Source organism: Methylorubrum rhodinum (assembly GCF_014199935.1).
GTDB classification, from domain to species: domain Bacteria; phylum Pseudomonadota; class Alphaproteobacteria; order Rhizobiales; family Beijerinckiaceae; genus Methylobacterium; species Methylobacterium rhodinum.
The window spans coordinates 34,791-55,522 of the sequence record NZ_JACHOP010000022.1; the positions used below are offsets into that span (position 1 = coordinate 34,791).

The window sequence follows — 20,732 nt, forward strand, 5'->3', positions numbered from 1 at the left end:
CGAGACGCGGACGGGAACGCTGCATCGCCACTCTGCGACGATGTTTGCCCCGCGACAACAGGTGGGCGGATGAATGGTTCAAGGCGGATCGTCGCCCCGTCCGGCCTCCGCCGGAAGAGTCTTTCTTAACGGACTGTTCACGCTGGGACGCGAATTGTTACACTCCGGTGACGCGAGCGGGGCGGTTCGGACCGCGGCTTGCATAGCCGGGCCCAGGAGGCAAAGGAGGCCGACGTCCCGCCATGTGCCGATTCCTCGCCTATCTCGGTGAGCCTGTCTTCCTGAACGAGCTCGTCTGCGCCCCGACGCACTCGCTGGTGCATCAGTCGCTCCACGCGGCCGAGGCGAAGACGGAGACCAACGGCGACGGCTTCGGCATCGGCTGGTACGGCGAGCACGCCGAGCCCGGCCTCTACCGCGACGTCTGCCCGGCCTGGTCGGACGACAATCTGGTCAACCTGTGCCGCCAGGTGCGGGCCAAGACCTTCTTCGCCCATGTGCGGGCGGCGACCGGCACCGCGACGACGCGGGCGAACTGCCATCCCTTCGCGCATGGCCGCCACCTGTTCATGCACAACGGCCAGATCGGCGGCTATCACCGGATCAAGCGTCGCCTGGAGGCGCTGATCCCGGACGACCTCTACGACACCCGCCGCGGCACCACCGATTCCGAGGCGATCTTCCTGCTGGCGCTGGCCAACGGGCTCGAATCCGACCCGGTCGCCGCCATGGAGGCGACCTGCGCCACCGTGCGCGACCTGATGCAGGCGGCCCGGATCGCGGAGGCCTTCCGCTTCACCGCCGTGCTCACCGACGGCGACAGCCTCACCGCCTTCCGCTGGGCCTGCGACGGGCGCCCGCCGAGCCTCTACTACCGCGAGAGCGAGCGCGGCCTCACCGTCGTCTCCGAGCCGATCGACGGCTGCCGCGAGGGCTGGCAGGTGGTGCCCAAGGGCGGCACGCTCCGGGCCCGCCGGGGTTTTGGCGCGGTGGTGAGCCGGCCGGAGGCCGGGCGCGCGGCGGCTTGATTTTTCGTAAATCCAGCCTTCCAGCCGTGCCGGTCCCCAAGCCGGGGCGGCTCGCCTAGATAAGGGCCGTTTCCCGTTCAGGAGTCGGCCCATGGATCTCGACGTTTCGCTGCACATCGCCGGAAGCTGGCGCCAGGGCGGCGCGGGCGAGAGCCTGCCGATCCTCAACCCCGCCACCGGCGAGAGCATCGGCCGGGTCGCGGTGGCGACGCGGAGCGACCTCGACGAAGCGCTCGCCGCCGCCGAACGCGGTTTTTCCGCATGGCGCAAGGTCTCGGCGTTCGAGCGCGGAAAGGTGCTGCGCCGGGCCGCCAGCCTGATGCGCGAGCGGACCGAGGCGATCGCCCGCACCATGACCCGCGAGCAGGGCAAGCCGCTGGCCGAGGCCCGCATCGAGACCGGGGTCGCCGCCGACATCATCGAGTGGTTCGCCGAAGAGGGCCGGCGCGCCTACGGCCGGGTCATCCCGGCGCGCGCCGAGGGCGTGCTGCAGATCGTCGTGCGCGAGCCGGTCGGCCCGGTCGCGGCCTTCACGCCCTGGAACTTCCCGATCAATCAGGCGGTGCGAAAGATCTCCGCCGCGCTCTGCACCGGCTGTTCGGTGGTCCTGAAGGGCCCCGAGGACACCCCGGCCTCCTGCGCCGAGCTGGTCCGGGCCTTCCTCGACGCGGGCGTGCCGCCCGACGCGCTCGGCCTCGTCTACGGCGATCCGGCCGCGATCTCCGGCCATCTCATCCCGCATCCGGTCATCCGCAAGATCACCTTCACGGGCTCGACCGCGGTGGGCAAGGAACTCGCCGCATTGGCCGGCCGCCACATGAAGCGGGCGACGATGGAACTCGGCGGCCACGCGCCCGCGATCGTCTTCGACGACGCCGACGTGGATCAGGCCGTGCGGGTGCTCTCGGCCAACAAGTACCGCAATGCCGGCCAGGTCTGCGTCGCCCCGACCCGCTTCCTCGTGCAGGAGAGCGTCTACGACCGCTTCGTCGATGGGTTCATCGCGGCCTCGAAAGGGCTCGTCGTCGGCGACGGGCTCGATCCCGACACGCAGATGGGCCCGCTGGTCCACGGCCGGAGGGTCGAGGCGATGGAGGCCTTCGTGGCCGATGCCGAGGCCAAGGGTGCCCGGCTCATGACCGGCGGCAAGCGCATCGGCAACCGCGGCCACTTCTTCGAGCCGACCGTCTTCACCGACGTGCCGTATGATGCCCGCATCATGAACGAGGAGCCGTTCGGCCCCATCGCCGCGATCAGACGTTTTTCCGCCGACGACGAGGCGCTGTCGGAAGCCAACCGCCTGCCCTACGGCCTCGCGGCCTACGCCTATACCCGCTCCGGGGCACGGGCGACCCGCGTCGGCGCGGGCGTCGAAGCCGGCATGGTCTCGATCAACCACCACGGCATCGCGCTCCCCGAGACGCCCTTCGGCGGCGTCAAGGAATCCGGCTACGGCAGCGAGGGCGGCTCGGAGGCGATCGAGGCGTATCTGACGACGAAGTTCGTCACCCAGGCCAGCGCCTGACGGGTTATTGCGGGCTCGATCACCCACCACCGTCGTTCCGGGGCGCCGCAGGCGAACCCGGAATCCACGGCTGCCCGCGACGCTCTGTTCGGCGTCGCGTCACGGATGGATTGCCCGCCCCCGGCGCGCCCCTCGGGGGCCGGGCTCCGTTCCGCGGCTCCGGAATGACGCCGAGAGGGTTGGAGAGGAAGGCTGTGCCCCCGCCGCATCCGTGGGGGATACCGCAATGCACAATAAATCCGATTTTCCCCAGCTTCAGCTTGAACAAATGAAACTTATTGCAGCAAGGCGAGTTTAGCCCTCCACGACATGAAGATAAGGACAGCTTGGGTCTGCGAGCTGCTCCGGGGAGTGCTCGCTTGCTGTATCCTCTCTACGAGGCCGGACATCTGTGGCTTGCGCCGATGCGCTTGGCCGCCGAGGCCACCCGTATCGCCTGCGAGAACCCGTTCAACCCGTTCGCCACCACGCCGCAGAGCCGCACGCTCGCCGCGTCTTGCGAGATGTTCGAGCGCGCCACCCGCGTCTACGCCAAGCCGGATTTCAACCTCGGCGTGCCGGAGCGGATCGTCTGGAAAAACCCGTTCTGCCGCGCCATCGCCTTCGGCGAGCCGGGTCCCGCGCTCGATGCGCGTCCGAAGCTCCTGATCGTCGCGCCGATGTCGGGCCACTACGCCACGCTGCTGCGCGGCACGGTCGAGGGGTTTTTGCCCACCCATCAGGTCGTCATCACGGACTGGATGGATGCCCGGCAGGTGCCGCTCGCCGCCGGCCGCTTCGGCCTCGACGACTACGTCGATACCTGCATCAGCCTGTTCGAGGCGCTCGGGCCCGATCTCCACGTCGCGGCGGTGTGCCAGCCCTCGGTGGCGGTTCTGGCCGCCATCGCCCGCATGGAGGCGGACCGGAACCCGCTGGTGCCGCGCTCGGCCACCGTGATCGGCGGCCCGATCGACACCCGCCGCTCGCCGACCGCCGTGAACGCGCTCGCCGCCGAGAAGGGGTTTGGCTGGTTCGAGAAGAACTGCATCCACACCGTGCCGCCGGGCTATCCGGGCGCGGGCCGCGCGGTCTATCCGGGCTTTCTGCAGCTCGCCGGCTTCATGGGGATGAACCTGCAGCGCCACGCGGACGCGCACCACGCGATGTTCGACCATCTCGTGCGCGGCGACGGCGATTCGGCGGCCAAGCACCGCGCCTTCTACGACGAGTATCTCGCCGTGATGGACCTCACCGCCGAGTTCTACCTCGAGACCATCCGGCGCGTCTTCATCGACCACGAGCTGCCCCGCGGCCTGTTCCGGCATCGCGGCGAGCGGGTCGACCTCGGCGCGATCCGCCGCTGCCACCTGATGGCGATCGAGGGCGAGAAGGACGACATCACCGGCATCGGCCAGACCAAGGCCGCGCTGGAGCTGGCCGTGAATCTGCCGGAGAGCGCCAAGGCCTACCATCTCCAGCCGGGGGCGGGGCATTACGGCATCTTCAACGGCTCGCGCTTCCGTGCCGAGATCGTGCCGCTGATGCGCACCTTCATGGAGCGCAGCGTGGCCCCCACCGTGCAGCAGGTCGTGGAGGTCGATCCGCACCCGATCCTCATGCCCACCGAGCCGGCGATGGCCCAGCCTCACCACCATGCCGCTTCGTCCCGCTCCCCCCGGCGCGACTGGGCCGCCTGGCGCGAGCGCCACGCCGCGCAGGAGCGCCCGGGGCAGCGGATCGCGGGGTAGGGGCACACCACCTCCACCCCCGCCCTCATCCCGACGCGCAGCGGCGGCCTCGAAGGAGACCTCCAGCCCGCCGCGCGATCCCTGGAGCCCTCCTTCGAGGCCGCCGCTGCGCGTCGGCACCTCAGGCTGAGGGTGTGGATGGGATGAGTCTCGAGAATCGCACGCGGTACCGATCCGCAGCCCTCGCGGCCCCTCGTCGAGGTCGATCACGAAGATCTCAGCGGCAGATCGCCGTTTGACCCGACTCCCTTCCTTGAATTATGAATACAAAAAGGTCGGCAGGCCTGGGAAGGGGAGGTCCGTTTGGGCGCGAGCGCGAAACCGGCGGCGAGTCAGCGGGCGACAGTCCGCAACGCGGCGGGTTTGCCCCGCAAGCTCGCGGAGGTGCTGCAGGGCGAGGCCCGCTTCGACGCCTTCACCCGCGGGCGCTACGCGACCGACGCGTCCATCTATCAGATCATGCCGGCCGGTGTCGTCTTCCCCAGAAGCGCCGCTGACATCGCCGCGACCCTTCGGGTGGCGGCCGACCACGATCTGCCCGTCATCCTGCGCGGCGGCGGCACCTCGCAGAACGGCCAGCCGATCGGCTCCGGCCTCGTCGTCGATTGCGCGCGCCACTTCAACGGCGTTCTCGCCTACGACGCGGAAGCAGGCACGATCACGGTCGAGCCCGGCCACGTGCTGGAGCGGCTGAACGGCCGCGTCAGGACCGACGGCTGGTTCTTCCCGGTCGAGCCGTCCACCGCGACCCGCTGCACCCTCGGCGGCATGGCCGGCAACAATTCCTGCGGTGCCCGCTCCCTGCGCTACGGCAAGATGAGCGACAACGTGCTGAGCCTGGAGGCGCTGTTCCACGACGGCAGCGCCTTCGGCTTCGGCCTCACCGGCAACGAGGCGCAGGCCGTCACCGGCGGCCCCCGCGTCGACGACCTCGCCCGCCGGATGCTGGCGCTGGCCGAAGCCCATCGCGACGAAATCATCCAAAAGTATCCGCGGGTGCAGCGGCGGGTCGGCGGCTACAACCTCGACAGCCTGATCGAGCCGCGGCCGAACCTCGCCCATCTCCTCGTCGGCTCCGAGGGGACGCTCGCCGCCACCACCTCGGTGACGCTCAAGCTCTCGCGCCTGCCGGCCCACCGGGCCATGGGCGTGTGCCACTTTCCCTCCTTCCGCTCGGCGATGGAGACGACGCGCCACATCGTCGATCTCGATCCGGTGGCGGTCGAACTCGTCGACAACAACGTGCTGGTGCTCGGCGCCGACATCCCGCTGTTCCGCACCACGCTCGCCGACATCACCCGCGGCCAGCCGAACTGCCTGCTTCTCGCCGAGTTCGCGGGCGACGATCTTTCGGCCTTGAAGCAAGACCTGAAACGTCTCGATCAGTGCATGGCCGACCACGGCTTCCCCGACGCCGTGGTCGAGGTGGTCGAGCCCAACCGCCAGAAGGCGGTGTGGGAGGTGCGCGAGGCCTGCCTCAACATCATGATGTCGATGAAGGGCGACCGGAAGCCGGTCTCCTTCATCGAGGATTGCGCCGTCCCGCTGGAGCATCTGGCCGACTACACCGACGCCGTCACCGAGGTGTTTTCCCGGCACGGCACCCGCGGCACGTGGTACGCCCACGCCTCCGTCGGCTGCCTGCACGTGCGCCCGATCCTCAACATGAAGGACGGGGAGGACGTGGCGCGGATGCGCGCCATCGCCGAGGAGACGGCGGAGCTGGTGCGCCGCCACAAGGGCTCCTACTCGGGCGAGCACGGCGACGGCATCTCCCGCTCCGAGTTCGTCGAGCCGCTGTTCGGGCCAAAACTCACCCGCGCCTTCGAGGCCGTGAAGGACGATTTCGACCCGCAAAACCGGCTGAACCCCAACAAGATCGTCCGCCCGCTCAAGATGGACGACCGCACGCTGATGCGCTTCGCCCCCGGCTACGCGGTCACCGAGCCGGCGCGGACCGCGCTCGACTGGTCGGACTGGGGCGGGTTCGGCCCGGCGGTCGAGATGTGCAACAACAACGGCACCTGCCGGAAGCTCGCGGGCGGGGCGATGTGCCCGTCCTACCGGGCGACGAAGGACGAGCAGCACCTGACGCGGGGCCGCGCCAACTCGCTGCGGCTGGCCATCTCCGGTCAGCTCGGCCAGGACGCGTTCCTGTCGCCGGAGATGAAGCGCACGATGGACCTGTGCGTCTCCTGCAAGGCCTGCCGCCGGGAATGTCCGACCGGCGTCGACATGGCGCGTATGAAGGTCGAGTTCCTGCACCATTACCACGCCCGGCACGGGCTGCCGTTGCGCGAGCGGCTGGTCGCCGAGATGCCGCGCTACGCGGGCGTCGCCGCCGCGCTGGCGCCGCTGCTCAACCTGCGCAACCGCTATGCCCCGCTCGCCAAGTTCGGCGAGCAAAGGCTCGGCTTCTCGGCGCGGCGCTCGCTGCCGGCGTGGCGCCGGCCCTGGCGCGAGACCGGCGAGCCGGCCCACCCTGCCGACGTCACGGGCGAGTTCCGCGACATCGTCCTGTTCGGCGACACCTTCAACCGCGCCTTCGAGCGCGAGAACCTGGAGGCCGCCGAGCGGGTCCTGACCGCCGCGGGCTACCGCCTTCACCGTGTGCTGGCGCATTCCGGCCGGCGCCCGCTCTGCTGCGGCCGCACCTGGCTCGCCTCGGGCCAGACCGACCGGGCCCGCGCCGAGGCCCGGCGGACGCTCGACGCGCTGCTGCCCTTCGTGCGGGCCGGCGCCCGCGTGGTCGGGCTGGAGCCCTCCTGCCTCCTCACCTTCCGCGACGAATTCTTGTCCCTCCTGCCGGGGGAGGAGGCCAAGACGCTGGCGCAGAGCGCGCTGCTGTTCGAGGAACTGCTCGCCGCCGACCTCGCGGCCGGGCGCATCAACCTGCCTCTGAAGGATCAGGGCGGCCGCGTCGCCCATCTGCACGGCCATTGCCACCAGAAGTCCTTCGGGGCGATGGGCGCGGTCGAGACGGTGCTGCGCCGCGTGCCGGGGCTCGATGTCCGAGTCATCGAATCGAGCTGCTGCGGCATGGCCGGAGCCTTCGGCTACCGCGCCGACACGATCGACACCTCCTTCGCCATGGCGGAGCTGTCGCTGTTCCCGGCGCTGCGCAAGGCGGGCCCCGACGACCTCGTCGTCGCCGACGGGACGAGCTGCCGCCACCAGATCCATGACGGGCTGAAGCGCGAGGCGATCCACGTGTCGCGCGTGCTCGACGCGGCGCTCTGAGAGCATCGGCCCGAAAAGTGGCCGCCGGTTTTCGGAGGAAGCCGATGCGGCACAAGAATCCGGAGCGTCATCCCGGATGACGCTCCGACCCCGCGGCCCTGCGGCGCGGGGTCGGAACACGACCTCCCGTCTCCGGTTGTCGCGGCATTCCATCAAGGACCTGCGATGACCGATCCCCTCACGAAATACCCGCGCCCGCCCTTCCCCGAGCAGCCCCAGAGTTTTCCGGGCAAGACGCCGAAGATGCAGCCCGAGCCGGACCACGGCGAGGCGAGCTACCGGGGTGCGGGCAAGCTCGACGGCAAGGCCGCTCTGATCACCGGCGGCGACAGCGGCATCGGCCGGGCGGTCGCCATCGCCTATGCCCGCGAGGGCGCGGACGTGGCCATCGCCTACCTGCCCGAGGAGCAGGCGGACGCCGAGGCCGTGGGCCAGTGGATCGAGAAGGCGGGGAAGCGCGCCCTGCTGCTGCCCGGCGACATCAAGGACGCCGCCTTCGCCCGCGAGATCGTGGAGCGCACGGCCAAAGCGTTCGGCCGCCTCGACGTGCTGGTGAACAACGCCGCCTTTCAGGAGCCGAACCGGGGCCTCGACGCGCTGGACGACGCGACGTTCGAAAAGCATTTCCGCACCAACGTGTTCGGCGCCTTCTACGCCACCAAGGCGGCTTTGGCGCATCTGCCGCCGGGCGGCAGCGTGATCTTCACCTCCTCGGTGAACTCCAAGCACCCGATGCCGACGCTGATGGCCTACAGCGCCACCAAGGGCGCGCTCAGCAACATGGTGCTCAGCCTCGCGCAACTGCTCGCCGAGAAGGGCATCCGCGTGAACGGCGTGCTGCCGGGCCCGATCTGGACGCCGTTCATCCCCGCCGGGATGAGCCAGGACGCGGTGAAGACGTTCGGCAGCCAAGTCCCCTTCGACCGCCCCGGCCAGCCGGCCGAGTTGGCCTCCGCCTACGTGATGCTCGCGTCCGAGGAGAGCAGCTACACCTCCGGCGCGCTGATCACGGTCGCGGGCGCCATGCCGGTGCTGTGAAAGTCCGGGTTCCCAAAGGGACCATCCCTTTGGCGGGGTTTGGAGCGGAGCCCCATGGGTGGCTTCGCCGACCAGGGCTCTGCCCTGGACCCGCGAAAGGACGTAGTCCTTTCGAAACCTGGACTTCAGCCCTTCGGCCAGCGGCTCTGGAGGGTGGCGAGCATCTCGACCGCGTCCTGCGAGATGCCGGCCTCGCGGGCGGCCGTGAGGGCGGGGTCCTCCGGCCGCGGCTCGGTGGGCCTCGTCTCGAACTGGCGGCGGTGGGCGTGGTCGAGGATGTCGGCGATGCGACTGCCGACCGCGACCGCGATGGCGGTCGAGTCCGGCCCCTCCGAGCGATGGACGTGCATCCGCTCCAGCGCCTCGGCGATCTGCCGCTCGAAGGCCTGGAACAGGTCGCCCGCCGCCTTCGGGTTCATCCGCATCAGCGCCGCGGCTGCCGCGCCGTAGGTCTCCTTGAGCATGTAGAGCGTCAGCCGCTCGACCGCCCGGTCGTCCTCGTCCATCGACTTGTCCGCCATACCGCCTGTCCTGTCGCGCTCGCCGTCTGCGGAACGCTTTTTCGACGACGTGGATTCCGGTTCGTCGAAAGAACGCGCGTCCGACGAGGACCTCGTGATCCGACCCGACGGGGTCGGGCACGGCTCCCGGGGCCGCCTCCGCAGGCGCCGATCATACCCTCGAAGCGAGAGAGTCTCATCCTGCCCTGTCATGTCGACGGACGACATGGGGAACGGCTTCGATCGCTTGTGAGTTGCGGCGCGTCGGGCCGTCAACCCATGCTCGGGCCGCACGCGCGCGGGGGGCGGGCGGCGGCCCCGCCGTCCGAAGGGAACGGCGGGGCGTGTCGTGTCCGCACGACGGAGCCGATACGCAACGCGGCTCGTCATGGACGATGCCCGGTTCAGGTTAGCCGGCCCTCAAGGCCCCGCTCCGGCCGCGGTCCCGGAATGGGATGGCGTCAGGGCGCCTCCTCGGCGGGCTTCTGGGCGAAGACGAGGCGCTGGTAGACGAGGCCGATGCCGATCAGGCAGGCGCCGAGCCCGAGGAAGGACAGGGCCCGCAAGGGCCCCTCCAGCCCGGCGAGATCGAACAGGAACGCCTTGAGGGTCGCGAGCCCGACCAGCGCGGCGGAGGCGAGGCGGGCGAGCGTCGAGCCGCGCCGGATCCCGTAGGCGAGCGCCAGCAGGCCGAGGACGAGCCACGCCGCCGAATAGGCGTACCACTCGGGCTGCCCGGTCTCGCGGTCGAGGCCGATCCGCTCCCCCTGGAAGCCGTGGCGGACAGTCAGGCACGTGCCGAGGAAGGCGAGGCCGAGCCCCAGCAGCCCCGCGGCCCGCACGAACCAGACCGGTCGCCGCCCCCGCGAGGCCCGCGCCAGGGCGAGCGCGGCGAGGGCCGGCGCGCCGTAGGCGAGAACGATGTCGTTGACGAGGATTCCGCCCGCCACCGGCTCGTCGGTGAGCAGAGGGTTGGCGGCGAGCCCCAGGCCGAGCGCCCCCTGCACCAGGGCGAGCGCGGCGAAGGCGAGCCCTCCGAACCGGATCACCGGCGAGGCGGCGGCCCCCGAGACGCGCCCCAGCACCAGGGAGAACCCGAGCGCGGAGAGCGTCGTCAGCCCCTGCTCGACGAGGCTGGTGCCGGGTGCGGCGAGGTCGCCGCCGTGGAGCGCGTGGCGGATCTGCAGGAAGACGAGCAGGCCCGCCAGCACGAGGCTCACCGCCTGGGCGACCTGCTCCGGGACATCCGGCGCGCCGCGGCGGATCACCCACGCGGCGAGGCCGAGGCACAGGGCCGGCAGGCCGTAGGCGATCAGCAGCCCGTTGAGGATCGGCGTTGCCGACAGGCCGGGGCCCGTCAGCAACGGATCCCAGGCCAGCCGCCCCGCCACCAGGGCGGCGAGCCCGGCCACGCACCAGCGGAGCGCCGGGATGTCGAGGCGCCGCGCGATGAGCCCGGTCGCGAGCGCCGCCCCGGCGAGCGCCGGGGTCAGCGAGCCGCCCGACAGCGCGAAGACGAGGCCGAGGCAGAGCGCCGCCACCGTGGCGGAGGCGAAGGCGCCGAGGCCGAGGGTCAGGGCCGGGGAGGGCGTGCCCTCGCCCTGTCGGCGGAAGAGGGCGGCGAGGCCGCAGAACAGGGCGGCGAGCGCCCCCGCCGCCGCGGCGAAGCCCGGTGCGACCGCGCCGCCGGAGAGCCGCAGATAGGCGAGCGCCAGGGCGGCGAGCGGCCCGAGCGCCGCGCCCGCGGCGTAGGCGAGGGCGGTCGCGTAGGGCAGGCGGCTGCCGCCGAGGAGGCGCAGCGCTCCCGCCGCGACGATGGCGGCGGAGGCCGCGAGCGCGAACCACGGCAGCGCGCCCGGCGCGTCGGTGCCGAGCCACAGGCCGAGCGGGTCGTTCGCCGGCGCGACGGCGTCCGGTTCGAAGGCCGGCCCGAATTCCGGCCAGAGCGCGAGGGCGCCGGCCAGCGCCACGACCGCCACCGGCAGGCCGAGGGCGGCGGGCGCGGCGAGGAAGCCGGCGGCACTGGGCAGGGCCACCGCGGCGAGGGCCGCCGCGATCCAGCCGGCATGCGCGCCCTCGTCCGCGGTGAGGCCGAGCACCGCCCCGGCGACGAGGACGACGCCTGCGAGCGCCCCGGCGGCGAAGCGGTCGAGGCGGGCCTCCGTCTGCGCCACGGCCCGGCCCGGCAGCACGGCGAGCACCAGGGCGGCGAGCGCGCCCTGCAGCACGAGATCGGCCTGCGCCGCCCCGCCCCCGGCGGCGTGGAGCGCCATCAGCACCGCCCATGCCGCCGCGCCGAGCCCGCCCGCGACGGCCAGCGCGCGCCAACCTTTGAGCCACGCGAAGCCGTAGGCGCTGCCCGCCACCACGGGCAGGTAGAGGGCGAGCGGCCACAGGCTCGCCGAGCCGCCGCCGACGAGGAGCGGCGTCGCCATGGCGCCGACGAGGCCGATGCCGGCGAGCGCCGGCCCGTGCAGCAGTGCGGCGGCCATGGCGGCGAGCCCCGTCGCGGCGAGCCCGGAGAAGGCCGCGAGGGGCCCGAGGAAGCCGTAGAGGGCATGCGCCGCGTAGAGCGCGCCGAACAGGGCGACGGTGCCCGCGGCGGTGACGACCGCCGGCACGTCGGGCCAAGTGGGAGGGGTCGACGCTTCTCCTCGCAGGCGCCTCCGTAAAAGCTCGCCCGCGGCGAGCAGCCCGAGCGCCAGGAGCACGGCGCCCGCGACCCGCACGCCGGGGCCGAAAAAGCCCCGCTCGGCCGAGTAGCGCACCAGCAGGGCGGCGCCGAAGGCGAGTGCCAGCCCGCCGACCCAGACGGTCCAGCGGGTGCCGAACCGCTCCTCCAGGGAGGGGCGTGCTGCGGCCGGGCGCGCGGCTTGGGGAGGAGCTTGGGGCGGAGGTTGCGGCCCGATCTTCGGAGCAGTCTTCGGAGCAGTTTCGGCACTCTGGGCCCGCGGCTCCGGCGGGGCAGGGACCGGCTGCGGGGGAGGCGCGTCGGCGCGGGGGGCGTCCGGTGCGAGCGGCCGCGGGCCGGCCTCGCGTGCGGACGACGCTCTCTCCCAGACGGCGAGGCGCCGCTCCAGCTCGGCGATGCGCCCGCGCTGCACCAGCGCCACGATCAGGCCCGCCGGGCCGGACACCGCCAGGGCGAGCCCGACGAGGGCGAGGAAGAGGAAGATGCTGTCGTCCATGGGCCCGGCCGTCCGGTTCGGAAGGCGGCGAGCTTAGCGCGACCCGGGGGGGACGCGCGTGTGGCCCCTCACAAGCGGGCCCTCAGCGCATGTAGGCGAGGTGCAGCCGGCAGCCTTCACGCTCCACCACGGCGCACGCGCGGTCGATCGCCAGCGAGGCGATCGAGAGATGGACCGTGTCGGGAACGACGGCGCACGGATCGATCTCGACATCGACGCCGTCGGGTGAGGTATCCCACACGAGACAACCAATCGAGCCCTGGTGTCCGAGCGGTGAAATCAGTCCTACCTTGAAAGCGTCTTGGAGAAATAAATCACGGCCCGCGTTCATCATGGCTTACCTCCGCGACCGCACCGGTTACGAGGATTAACATTACGATTACCGTCTTCCAAAAGCACGCGGGAAATTTTCCATTCGCTGGCAAAAAACCGATTGCGCCGGGCGCCAGTTCATGAATGCGCGGCGGATGTTGCTTGTTCGTTCCGAACGAAAGCTTCCGTTCGTATCCCTGAGGGATCGATGCTCGGCGTGCCCGTTCCGGGCCTTCCGCGCCCGGCCGCTCCGGTCATCCACGGCGAAGGTGCGCGGGCCCGCCCGCGACGACTTGACCCGCCGCAGCGCCCGCCCCACGATCCGCCCCGCGCGAAGAAGGTTTTTGAGGCGTGGCGACAGGCCGGTTGGCGAGCATCCCGTTCTTCAAGGAACCGGGTGTCGATCTCACTCCCTACGAGACGCGCTGCCACTGGCGGCGCTTCGACGAGAACGAGACGCTCGTCGATTACGACGACATCTCGACCGACGTGTACTTCCTCGCCACCGGCGAGGTGCGCATCCTCAACCGCTCGCAATCCGGCAAGGAGGTCATCCTCGGCGAGATGCGGGCGGGCGCCTTCTTCGGCGAACTCGCGGCGCTGGACGGGATCGGCCGCTCGGCCAACGTCACGGCGCTGACCCGCGGCGAGGTCTGCGTGGTGCCGGCCACCGTGTTCCGCCAGATCGTGTTCGCCTCCGAATCCATCGCCGACCGGCTGTTCCGGCTGCTGGCCAAGCGCGTGCGCGAGCTGAACACCCGGCTGATGGAGCACGCCCTGCTCGACCTGCGCCACCGCCTCTACGCGGAACTGCTGCGCCTCTCGGTGCCGCGGGCCGGCCATGACGGCGAGCGCGTCGTGACGCCGCCGCCCTACCACCACGTGCTCGCCGCCCGCATCGGCTGCCGCCGCGAGCAGGTGACCCGCGAGTTCACCGTGATGGCGGGCGAGGGCCTGATCGACCGCACCCGCGGCGCCCTCGTGATCCGCCGCCCCGACCTGCTGGAAGCGCGGGTGCAGGAGGCGCTGCGGGAAGACGCGTGATAGGGATGAGCCAAGTCCTTCCGAGCCCCTGACCGATCGTCTTGCACGCCCCCGTCCCGCCTTCCGCCCCGCTGCTCGGCATCGAGCGGATCACCAAACGCTTCGGCCCCCATACGGCCGTCGACGGCGTCTCCCTCGACCTCGCGGGGGGAGAAGTCTTCTGCCTGCTCGGCCCCTCGGGCTGCGGCAAGAGCACCCTGCTGCGGCTCATCGCCGGCTTCGAGACGCCGGATGCCGGGGCGATCCGCCTCGACGGGGCGGACCTGACCGCGCTGCCGCCGCATCGGCGGCCGGTCAACATGATGTTCCAGTCCTACGCGCTGTTCCCGCACATGAGCGTGGCGGCCAATGTCGGCTACGGACTCAAGGGGTTGGGCCTGGACCGAAAGCAGGCGGCCGAGCGCGTCGCCGGGCTGATGAGGCTCGTGCGGCTCGAAGGCTTCGAGGCGCGACGCCCCGAAAAGCTCTCGGGCGGGCAGCGGCAGCGGGTGGCGCTCGCCCGCGCGCTGGCGCGGGAACCCAAGCTCCTGCTCCTCGACGAGCCGCTCGGCGCCCTCGACCGCACCTTGCGCGAGGAGACTCAAGGCGAGCTGCGGGCGATCCAGCGGCGGCTCGGCACCGGCTTCGTCGTCGTCACCCACGATCCCGCGGAGGCGATGGCGCTCGCCGACCGAATCGGCGTGATGGAACGCGGGCGCCTCGTCCAGGTCGGTCCGGCGCGCGACCTCTACGAGCGCCCGGCGAGCCGCTTCGTCGCCGGACTCTTGGGGGACGTGAACCTGATCGAGGGTCGGCTCGGGCCGGACGAGCCCGGCGGCATCCGCACCGTCGAGACCGCGCTCGGACCCGTCCGCGCCAGCGGGGAGGGCGCGGCGGGCGCCGCCGTGGTGGTCGCGGTGCGGCCCGAGCGGCTGAGCCTCGACGGGGCGGGCGGCCTGCCCGGCACGCTCCAAGGGACACTTGAAGGGACACTTGTCGAGCAGACCTTCCTCGGCGACCGGATCCGCTCGCGGATCAGGATGGCCGACGGCTCGGTGCTGCGCGCCTCCGCGGCCTTGCCGATGACGGGGCCGATGCCGGCGGTCGGCGCGACCGTCACGGTCGCAATTCCCATTGATGCCGCTCGGGTGCTGCCGGCATGAGCGGGCGCTTGGCGCGGCTCATCGTGCGCGGCTTGCCGCTCCTGTGGCTGGTGCTGTTCTTCCTCGTGCCCTTCGCGGTGACGCTGAAGATCAGCTTCTCCTCCCCTGCCACCGCCCAGCCGCCCTACCTGCCGGTGATCGACTGGCAGGGCGGGCTGGAGGGCTGGCGCGAATTCCTCGAAGCGCTCGACTTCCAGAACTACCGCATGATCGCGGAGGACGCGCTCTACCGCGACGCCGCCCTCTCCTCGCTGGGCTATGCCGGCCTCGCCACCGCGATCCTGGCGCTGATCGGCACGCCCACCGCCTACGCCATGGCCCGCGCGTCGGAGCGCTGGCAGCCGATCCTCGTGGCGCTGGTGATCGTGCCGTTCTGGACGAGCTTTCTCATTCGCGTCTACGCCTGGATCGCGATCCTCAAGCCCGAGGGGCTGCTCAACGGCGCCCTGATGAAGCTCGGGCTGATCGGAAGCCCGCTGCCGATCCTCGACTCCCCCTACGGCGTGCTGATCGGCCTGACCTACGCCTACCTCCCCTTCATGGTGCTGCCGCTCTACGCGGTGATGAGCCGGCTCGACCCGACGCTGCTGGAGGCCGCTGCCGATCTCGGCGCCGGGCGGATGCGGGCGTTCTTCACGCTCACCCTGCCGCTCGCCCTGCCGGGGCTGGCGGCGGGCGCGCTGCTCTGCTTCATCCCGATGGTCGGCGAGTTCATCATCCCCGACCTGCTCGGGGGCTCGGACACGCTGATGCTCGGGCGCGTCCTGTGGAGCGAGTTTTTTTCGAATCGTGATTGGCCGTTGGCCTCGGCGGTCGCGGTGCTGCTGCTGTTCCTGATCGTCGGGCCCGTGGTGCTGTTCCGCGAGGCGGAGCTGCGCCGCGAAGAGGCCGCCGAGGGGAGGGGGCGGTGAGCGCCTTCGTCCGCATCGCGCTGGGCCTCGCCCTCGCCTTCCTCTACGCGCCGATCCTCGTGCTGATCGTCTATTCCTTCAACGATTCGAAGCTCGTCACCGTCTGGGGCGGGTTCTCGACCCGCTGGTACGCGGTGCTGTTCGCCGACGGGCCGCTGATCGCCGCGGCTCTGGTCTCGCTCAAGGTGGCGCTGCTCTCGGCCGCCATCGCGGGCGTGCTCGGGACGCTCGCCGCGCTCGCCCTCGACCGGCACGGGCGCTTTGCCGGGCGCGGCGCCTATACCGGGCTGCTCTATGCCCCGATGGTGATGCCCGAGGTCATCACCGGGCTGTCGCTGCTGCTGCTGTTCGTCGGCATCGGTTTGGATCGGGGCATCGCCACTATCGTGATCGCGCACGCCACCTTCGCCACCGGCTTCGTCGCCGTGGTGGTGGGCGCGCGCCTGAAAGGCCTCGACCGCGCGCTGGAGGAGGCCGCGGCCGACCTCGGCGCCTCACCGGCCCGCGTGTTCTTCGGCATCACCCTGCCGCTGATCGCCCCCTCGGTGGCGGCCGGCTTCCTGCTCGCCTTCACCCTGTCGCTCGACGACCTCGTGATTGCGAGCTTCGTCTCCGGCCCCGGCGCCACCACCCTGCCGATGCGGCTCTACAGCCAGGTCCGGCTCGGGCTGAACCCGGAGATCAACGCCGCCTCGACCCTGATGATCGCGACCGTCGGGCTGGTGGTGCTGGCGGCCTCGTGGCTGACGGCGCGGCGGGGGCAGGGGGCGTAGGGGTGCTCTACGGACTTGGACTATAACGCTCTGCGTTATACAAACGAGCCCGACGATGCGTTCCGCTGTCGATGCGGGTCGCGCCGGGCCGCAGCGGGAGGCCGTGAATGAGGATCTACGCGACCTCGGCCTTCGCGAGGCTGGCCGGCAAGGAGGGCGTGTCCGACGCCGACTTGATCGATGCCGTCGAACGCGCCGAGCGCGGCCAGATCGACGGCCCGATCGGCAAGCTCCTGATCAAGCAGCGCATCGCCCGCCCCGCCCAAGGTCGTGCCCGCGGCTTCCGGGCCATCCTCGCCCACAAGGTCGGCGAGGTCGTCGTGTTCCTGTATCTCTTCCCGAAGAGCGCCCGCGCCAACCTCACCGGCCCCGAGCGCGCAGCCTACCAAGACTACGCCGAGACCCTGACCCGCCACACGGAGGCGGATTTCGCCCGCCTCGTGGCCGAGCGCGGATGGAGACAGATCGGATGACGAACCAATCCCGAGCCAAGCCCCGCAGCGATGCGCTCCAGGCGCTGCACGAGGCCGCGTCCGATTCCCATGCGGTCGGCGCGATCGACAAGGCCACGATGCGTCACTTCGATCTCGCCTGCCTTACCCCCGTCGAGCCGCTGTCGCCCGAGGCGATCCGGCAGGTGCGCGAGACGGCCAAGATGAGTCAGGCGCTCTTCGCCCTCGCCCTCAACGTGACCGTCACCCTCGTCAGCCAGTGGGAGCGCGGCGAGCGCCGCCCGAGCGGCCCCTCGCTCAAGCTGCTGTCGCTGGCCGCCCACAAGGGCATCGACACGATCCTCTGACGCGCGTCTCCGGGACCCTACCCCGGCGGCGCCAGCACCTGCGCGCGCCGCGCCTCCAGCGTCTGCCAGACGAGGAGCGCGGGCAGGCCGAGGACGACGTCGGGGACGCGCTTGGCCAGCGACAGGGCGATGGCGATGCCGGCATCCAACCCGAACAGGGCGCCGACGAAGACGAAGCCGCCCTCCTGCACCCCGAGCCCGCTCGGCACCGGGAAGGCCGCCGACTTGATCGCCTGCGACAGCGATTCCAGCACCAGCACCTCGGTCAGGCTGGCCTCGACCCCGATACAGGCGAGCACGATCCAGATCTCGGCCGCGCCCAGCAGCCAGCCCGCGGCGTGGAGCAGCGTCGCCTGGGCGAGCGGGCCGCGGCGGTCGCGCGCCCAGACCGCGTCGAGGGCATCGCGCACGGACGGGCCGGCGGCGGCGTCCGGCTCGGAGGCGCCGAGGACGCGGCGCAGGAGGCCGGAGAGCCGCCGCTCCAGGCCGCGGGCGGAGCCGAGCCGCTGCAGGGCGAAGAAGGCCGCCACCGCCGCGACGGCGACGGCGGCGGCCTCCGCGGTCCAGCGGGCGAGCGTCGCGGCGGCCTCGCCGGGCAGGCGCCACAGCAGGCCGGCGCCGAGCCCCGTGAAGGCCACCTGCGTGGCGACCTGGATCAGCATGTCGGCGAGCAGCGAGGCCGCGGCGAAGCTGCCGGCCACGCCCCAGAAGGTGAGCAGGCGCCCGCCCACCACCTCGCCGCCGACCGAGGCGACGGGCAGCAGCACGTTCACCCCCTCGCGCACGAAGCGCAGGATCACGAAGGCGCCGGTCTCGACCGCGCCCCGGCCCGGCACGGCGGCACCGACCCCGGCGAGCAGGCGCGCCCAGGCGAGCCCGCACAGCAGGATGATCAGCGCGCGGACGAGGACGAGGCCGGCGAGCCCCGGCGCGCCGATCCGCCCGAACGCGTCGCCGATCGCGGTCAGGTCGTTGGTGGCCACGAGCCATGTGCCGAGCGCCAGGCCGGCGAGCGTCCCGAGGAGCGGCAGGCGCCGCACCAGCCCTCGCAGCAGCCGGCGCGGCGCGGAGGCGGGGTCAGCCATCGGCGGCGGGCGCGGGCGGTAAGGCGGGCGTGTCGAGCGAGAGGGAGGCGGGCGAGAGCGCGTCGAGGCAAGGTGCGAGCAGCACGACGCGGCCCCGCGCCAGGGAGGCCGGCGTCGCCACCGCGAGCAGGCGCTTGGGGCAGGGGCCGAGGCAGCCGGTCTCGATGATCTTCACTTTACGACCCTTCGCACGCGCCTCGCCCTCGGGCCGGGCGGCGGCGCGCTTGAGGGCGCGGCCGAGCCGCTTGCGGTCCACGCCCTGGCGCTTGGCGCACTTGCCGCAGACCAGCACGACCTCCGCGAAGCCGGCCTTCGCCGTGCGGGCCCCCCTTGCATGGGCCGGACCGTCCGGTTCCTGACGCCGTCCCAATCGCCCCTCCGCTCCCGTCGAATCCCGCGCTGCTTCTCGTGCATCTGCCGTTGCAGAGCGAGGGCGGCCTATCGCAGCCGTCGCCCCGCGCGGCAATCCCGGCGGATCGCCGCGCCTTAAAAAGGGCCGAAAAGAACGTGACCTCAGCCGTGGCCGCGCGGACCGGCCCGGCGCTTCGCGGCCGGGCGCGGCCAGGGCCCGGCGTGAACCCGGTACGAAGCCGGCGGTGGTTTCCCCGCGAGGATGTCCTTTCGATGAGTTCGGACGAGATCAAGCAGGAGACGCGGGTCCGGCAGAGCCCGAGCGTTCAGTCGCTCATGGACCTCGCCCGCCGCTCCGTGCCGGATCTGCGGCGCAACGCCGAGACGATCGAGCCCATGCCCGCGGGTCGGCGCGGGGCGCTCGTCGCGCGCGCGCGCCGGACCCTGGACTGGACCCGCCTGCCCGGCCTCCGGCCCCGCGACGAGGAGCGCCCGCAGCCCCGGCTGATGGTGCGGCTGATCCGCGGCTACGGCCTGTTCGTGCTGCTGCCGACGGTGCTGGTCGGGATCTACGTGTTCGCGATCGCCACGCCGCAATACATCGCCGAATCCCAGTTCGCGGTGCGCGGCAACGTCGAGCCGATGGAGAGCGTCACGCTCGGCGTCTACCAGGAGATGATCCAGAAGCATAACAGCCAGGACAGCTTCATCCTGCGCGACTACATCAAGAGCCGTCAGCTGGTGGAGGCGGTCGACGCCAAGCTCGGTCTCGAGAAGATGTTCTCGCAAGATGGGATCGACTTCTGGGCCCGCTACGATGCGAGCCAGCCGGTCGAGAAGCTGGTCCGCCACTGGCGCCGCCACGTCCTGCCGCAGATCGACGTCGTCTCCGGCGTGATCCGGCTGACCGTGCGCGCCTTCTCGCCCGAGGACGCCGTGGAGATCTCCAAGCAGGTGATCGCCCATGCCGAGACCCTCATCAACGCGATCTCCCGCCGCGCCCAGCAGGACCTGCTCGCCCAGTCGCAGATCGAGGTCGACAAGGCCACCGAGCGGCTCAAGCGGGCCCGCATAGCCCTGCAGCAGTTCCGCAACCGCTGGGGCATCATCGATCCCTTGCAGTCCGCCCAGGCGACGGTGACCACCATCGAGCTGCTGCGCAAGGACAAGATCAAGGCCGAGAGCGACCTGCGGGTCCTGCGCGATTCCAAGCTCGACGAGCGGACGCGCGGCATCCAGGTGCTCGTCGCCACCGTCGCGGCCATCGACGGGCAGATGAAGGACCTGCAGAACCGGCTCACCACCGACGGCCTCGTCAGCGACGCCTCGCACAACCTCACCCAGGCCCTGCTCGAATACGAGGGCCTGATGATCGAGCAGGTGATCGCCGAGAAGATCAGCGCCTCGATGAACATGATCCTCGATCGCGCCCGGATCGCGGCCGCCAAGCAGCAGATCTACCTCGCGACCTTCGTCGAGCCGCTGCTGCCGACCTACTCGGCCTATCCGGCGCCGTTCTACGCCGTCGGCGTCGCGCTGTTCCTGTTCACGATGATCTGGAGCGCCCTTTCCCTGATCCGGGCCGCGGTCGCCGACAACCGGCTCTGACGGGGCGGCATTCCCGAGATCGTCCCTCGATCGGGACGTCGCCACGGCCGAGGTCCGGCCCCGATCCTCATCGAACGTCGAGTGTGCGCCATGGCGGATTTCTCGGACCTCGTCGCCCGCGCGGTGAGCCCGGCCATGGGCCGGGACGAGCGCGAGCAGGTCTACGACGTGGTCCGGCAGGCGGTGCAGCGGCTGCAGGAGCGCGAGGGTCTGGCCGTGGACGATCCCGGCATCCTGCTGCAGCGCCACCTGATCGAGGAGACGATCCGGGACGTCGAGTTCGACATCACCCGCTTCCTGACCCTGCGCAGGATCGACGAGGCCCGGGCCGCCCAGGACGCCGAATCCGCGCGCCGCTCCGGTCGGCGGCGCTAAAGCATCGGCCCGAAAGGTGGGCCCGGCTTTCGGAAGAAGTCGATGCGGCACGGAAACCCAGAGCCTCGGCCCGAAAGGTGGGG

The 20,732-nt window shown here is 71.5% G+C and carries 18 protein-coding genes; 13 read left to right on the plus strand and 5 right to left on the minus strand.

All coding sequences use genetic code 11. The features are described from left to right. Positions 1-242: 242 nt before the first annotated feature. From HNR00_RS19980 to HNR00_RS20000, 5 genes are all read left to right on the plus strand, one after another. On the plus strand, positions 243-1,028 hold the full coding sequence (locus tag HNR00_RS19980) for a class II glutamine amidotransferase (RefSeq protein ID WP_183572290.1): 786 nt from the start codon (positions 243-245) through the stop codon (positions 1,026-1,028). Positions 1,029-1,119: 91 nt separating this feature from the next. Then, positions 1,120-2,553, plus strand: a complete 1,434-nt coding sequence (locus HNR00_RS19985) for an NAD-dependent succinate-semialdehyde dehydrogenase (protein ID WP_183572292.1) — start codon at positions 1,120-1,122, stop codon at positions 2,551-2,553. Positions 2,554-2,912: 359 nt separating this feature from the next. Then, positions 2,913-4,283 carry a polyhydroxyalkanoate depolymerase gene (locus tag HNR00_RS19990; RefSeq protein WP_183572295.1) on the plus strand — a complete coding sequence of 457 codons (1,371 nt, stop codon included), beginning with the start codon at positions 2,913-2,915 and terminating at the stop codon, positions 4,281-4,283. A gap of 303 nt (positions 4,284-4,586) precedes the next feature. Further along, positions 4,587-7,523: an FAD-binding and (Fe-S)-binding domain-containing protein gene (locus HNR00_RS19995; RefSeq protein WP_183572297.1), complete on the plus strand. Its 2,937-nt coding sequence runs from the start codon at positions 4,587-4,589 to the stop codon at positions 7,521-7,523. Between the two features lie 165 nt (positions 7,524-7,688). After that, complete coding sequence (locus tag HNR00_RS20000; protein WP_183572299.1) at positions 7,689-8,561, plus strand: SDR family oxidoreductase; 873 nt, start codon at positions 7,689-7,691, stop codon at positions 8,559-8,561. A 125-nt stretch (positions 8,562-8,686) separates the two neighbouring features. Here the strand turns inward: HNR00_RS20000 and HNR00_RS20005 are convergent, their stop codons facing one another. The 3 genes from HNR00_RS20005 to HNR00_RS20015 form a co-directional block, all read right to left on the minus strand. Then, entirely contained in the window at positions 8,687-9,082 is a 396-nt protein-coding gene (locus tag HNR00_RS20005) for a hypothetical protein (protein WP_183572300.1), read from the minus strand. A 440-nt stretch (positions 9,083-9,522) separates the two neighbouring features. Then, a complete protein-coding gene (locus HNR00_RS20010; protein WP_183572302.1) occupies positions 9,523-12,249 on the minus strand; it encodes a DUF2339 domain-containing protein in 2,727 nt (908 codons plus the stop codon). A gap of 82 nt (positions 12,250-12,331) precedes the next feature. Then, entirely contained in the window at positions 12,332-12,583 is a 252-nt protein-coding gene (locus HNR00_RS20015; RefSeq protein WP_183572304.1) for a hypothetical protein, read from the minus strand. Between the two features lie 329 nt (positions 12,584-12,912). On the opposite strand from HNR00_RS20015, the gene HNR00_RS20020 reads away from it, so the two are divergent. The 6 genes from HNR00_RS20020 to HNR00_RS20045 all read left to right on the plus strand — a co-directional run bounded on the left by HNR00_RS20020 (position 12,913) and on the right by HNR00_RS20045 (position 17,230). Then, a complete protein-coding gene (locus tag HNR00_RS20020) occupies positions 12,913-13,605 on the plus strand; it encodes a Crp/Fnr family transcriptional regulator (protein WP_183572306.1) in 693 nt (230 codons plus the stop codon). A gap of 41 nt (positions 13,606-13,646) precedes the next feature. Continuing rightward, positions 13,647-14,747, plus strand: a complete 1,101-nt coding sequence (locus HNR00_RS20025) for an ABC transporter ATP-binding protein (RefSeq protein WP_183572308.1) — start codon at positions 13,647-13,649, stop codon at positions 14,745-14,747. Then, positions 14,744-15,658, plus strand: coding sequence for an ABC transporter permease (locus tag HNR00_RS20030; protein WP_183572310.1), 915 nt, complete (start codon positions 14,744-14,746; stop codon positions 15,656-15,658). The genes HNR00_RS20025 and HNR00_RS20030 overlap by 4 nt, the downstream gene beginning before the upstream one ends. Next, a complete protein-coding gene (locus HNR00_RS20035) occupies positions 15,655-16,431 on the plus strand; it encodes an ABC transporter permease (protein ID WP_183572312.1) in 777 nt (258 codons plus the stop codon). Before HNR00_RS20030 ends, HNR00_RS20035 begins: the two co-directional genes overlap by 4 nt. A gap of 107 nt (positions 16,432-16,538) precedes the next feature. After that, a complete protein-coding gene (locus tag HNR00_RS20040; protein WP_183572314.1) occupies positions 16,539-16,904 on the plus strand; it encodes a type II toxin-antitoxin system RelE/ParE family toxin in 366 nt (121 codons plus the stop codon). Continuing rightward, positions 16,901-17,230 carry a helix-turn-helix domain-containing protein gene (locus HNR00_RS20045; RefSeq protein WP_183572316.1) on the plus strand — a complete coding sequence of 110 codons (330 nt, stop codon included), beginning with the start codon at positions 16,901-16,903 and terminating at the stop codon, positions 17,228-17,230. The genes HNR00_RS20040 and HNR00_RS20045 overlap by 4 nt, the downstream gene beginning before the upstream one ends. A 17-nt stretch (positions 17,231-17,247) precedes the next feature. Here the strand turns inward: HNR00_RS20045 and HNR00_RS20050 are convergent, their stop codons facing one another. Together HNR00_RS20050 and HNR00_RS20055 are read right to left on the minus strand one after the other, a co-directional pair. Next, entirely contained in the window at positions 17,248-18,315 is a 1,068-nt protein-coding gene (locus HNR00_RS20050) for a lysylphosphatidylglycerol synthase domain-containing protein (protein WP_183572318.1), read from the minus strand. Beyond that, a complete protein-coding gene (locus tag HNR00_RS20055) occupies positions 18,308-18,685 on the minus strand; it encodes a hypothetical protein (RefSeq protein WP_183572320.1) in 378 nt (125 codons plus the stop codon). The genes HNR00_RS20050 and HNR00_RS20055 overlap by 8 nt, the downstream gene beginning before the upstream one ends. Before the next feature lie 254 nt (positions 18,686-18,939). Here HNR00_RS20055 and HNR00_RS20060 point away from each other — a divergent pair, with 254 nt between their 5' ends. Together HNR00_RS20060 and HNR00_RS20065 are read left to right on the plus strand one after the other, a co-directional pair. Continuing rightward, positions 18,940-20,274, plus strand: coding sequence for a KpsE/RkpR family capsule polysaccharide export protein (locus HNR00_RS20060; RefSeq protein WP_183572322.1), 1,335 nt, complete (start codon positions 18,940-18,942; stop codon positions 20,272-20,274). A 90-nt stretch (positions 20,275-20,364) separates the two neighbouring features. Continuing rightward, entirely contained in the window at positions 20,365-20,649 is a 285-nt protein-coding gene (locus HNR00_RS20065) for a hypothetical protein (RefSeq protein WP_183572324.1), read from the plus strand. Positions 20,650-20,732 lie beyond the last annotated feature (83 nt).

Bases quoted from the DNA above. Each gene is read 5' to 3' on its own strand.
- HNR00_RS19980 (WP_183572290.1), top strand. From the start codon at position 243: ATGTGCCGATTCCTCGCCTATCTCGGTGAGCCTGTCTTCCTGAACGAG.
- HNR00_RS19985 (WP_183572292.1), top strand. From the start codon at position 1,120: ATGGATCTCGACGTTTCGCTGCACATCGCCGGAAGCTGGCGCCAGGGC.
- HNR00_RS20000 (WP_183572299.1), top strand. From the start codon at position 7,689: ATGACCGATCCCCTCACGAAATACCCGCGCCCGCCCTTCCCCGAGCAG.
- HNR00_RS20005 (WP_183572300.1), bottom strand. From the start codon at position 9,082: ATGGCGGACAAGTCGATGGACGAGGACGACCGGGCGGTCGAGCGGCTG.
- HNR00_RS20010 (WP_183572302.1), bottom strand. From the start codon at position 12,249: ATGGACGACAGCATCTTCCTCTTCCTCGCCCTCGTCGGGCTCGCCCTG.
- HNR00_RS20015 (WP_183572304.1), bottom strand. From the start codon at position 12,583: ATGATGAACGCGGGCCGTGATTTATTTCTCCAAGACGCTTTCAAGGTA.
- HNR00_RS20030 (WP_183572310.1), top strand. From the start codon at position 14,744: ATGAGCGGGCGCTTGGCGCGGCTCATCGTGCGCGGCTTGCCGCTCCTG.
- HNR00_RS20040 (WP_183572314.1), top strand. From the start codon at position 16,539: ATGAGGATCTACGCGACCTCGGCCTTCGCGAGGCTGGCCGGCAAGGAG.
- HNR00_RS20045 (WP_183572316.1), top strand. From the start codon at position 16,901: ATGACGAACCAATCCCGAGCCAAGCCCCGCAGCGATGCGCTCCAGGCG.
- HNR00_RS20050 (WP_183572318.1), bottom strand. From the start codon at position 18,315: ATGGCTGACCCCGCCTCCGCGCCGCGCCGGCTGCTGCGAGGGCTGGTG.
- HNR00_RS20060 (WP_183572322.1), top strand. From the start codon at position 18,940: ATGAGTTCGGACGAGATCAAGCAGGAGACGCGGGTCCGGCAGAGCCCG.
- HNR00_RS20065 (WP_183572324.1), top strand. From the start codon at position 20,365: ATGGCGGATTTCTCGGACCTCGTCGCCCGCGCGGTGAGCCCGGCCATG.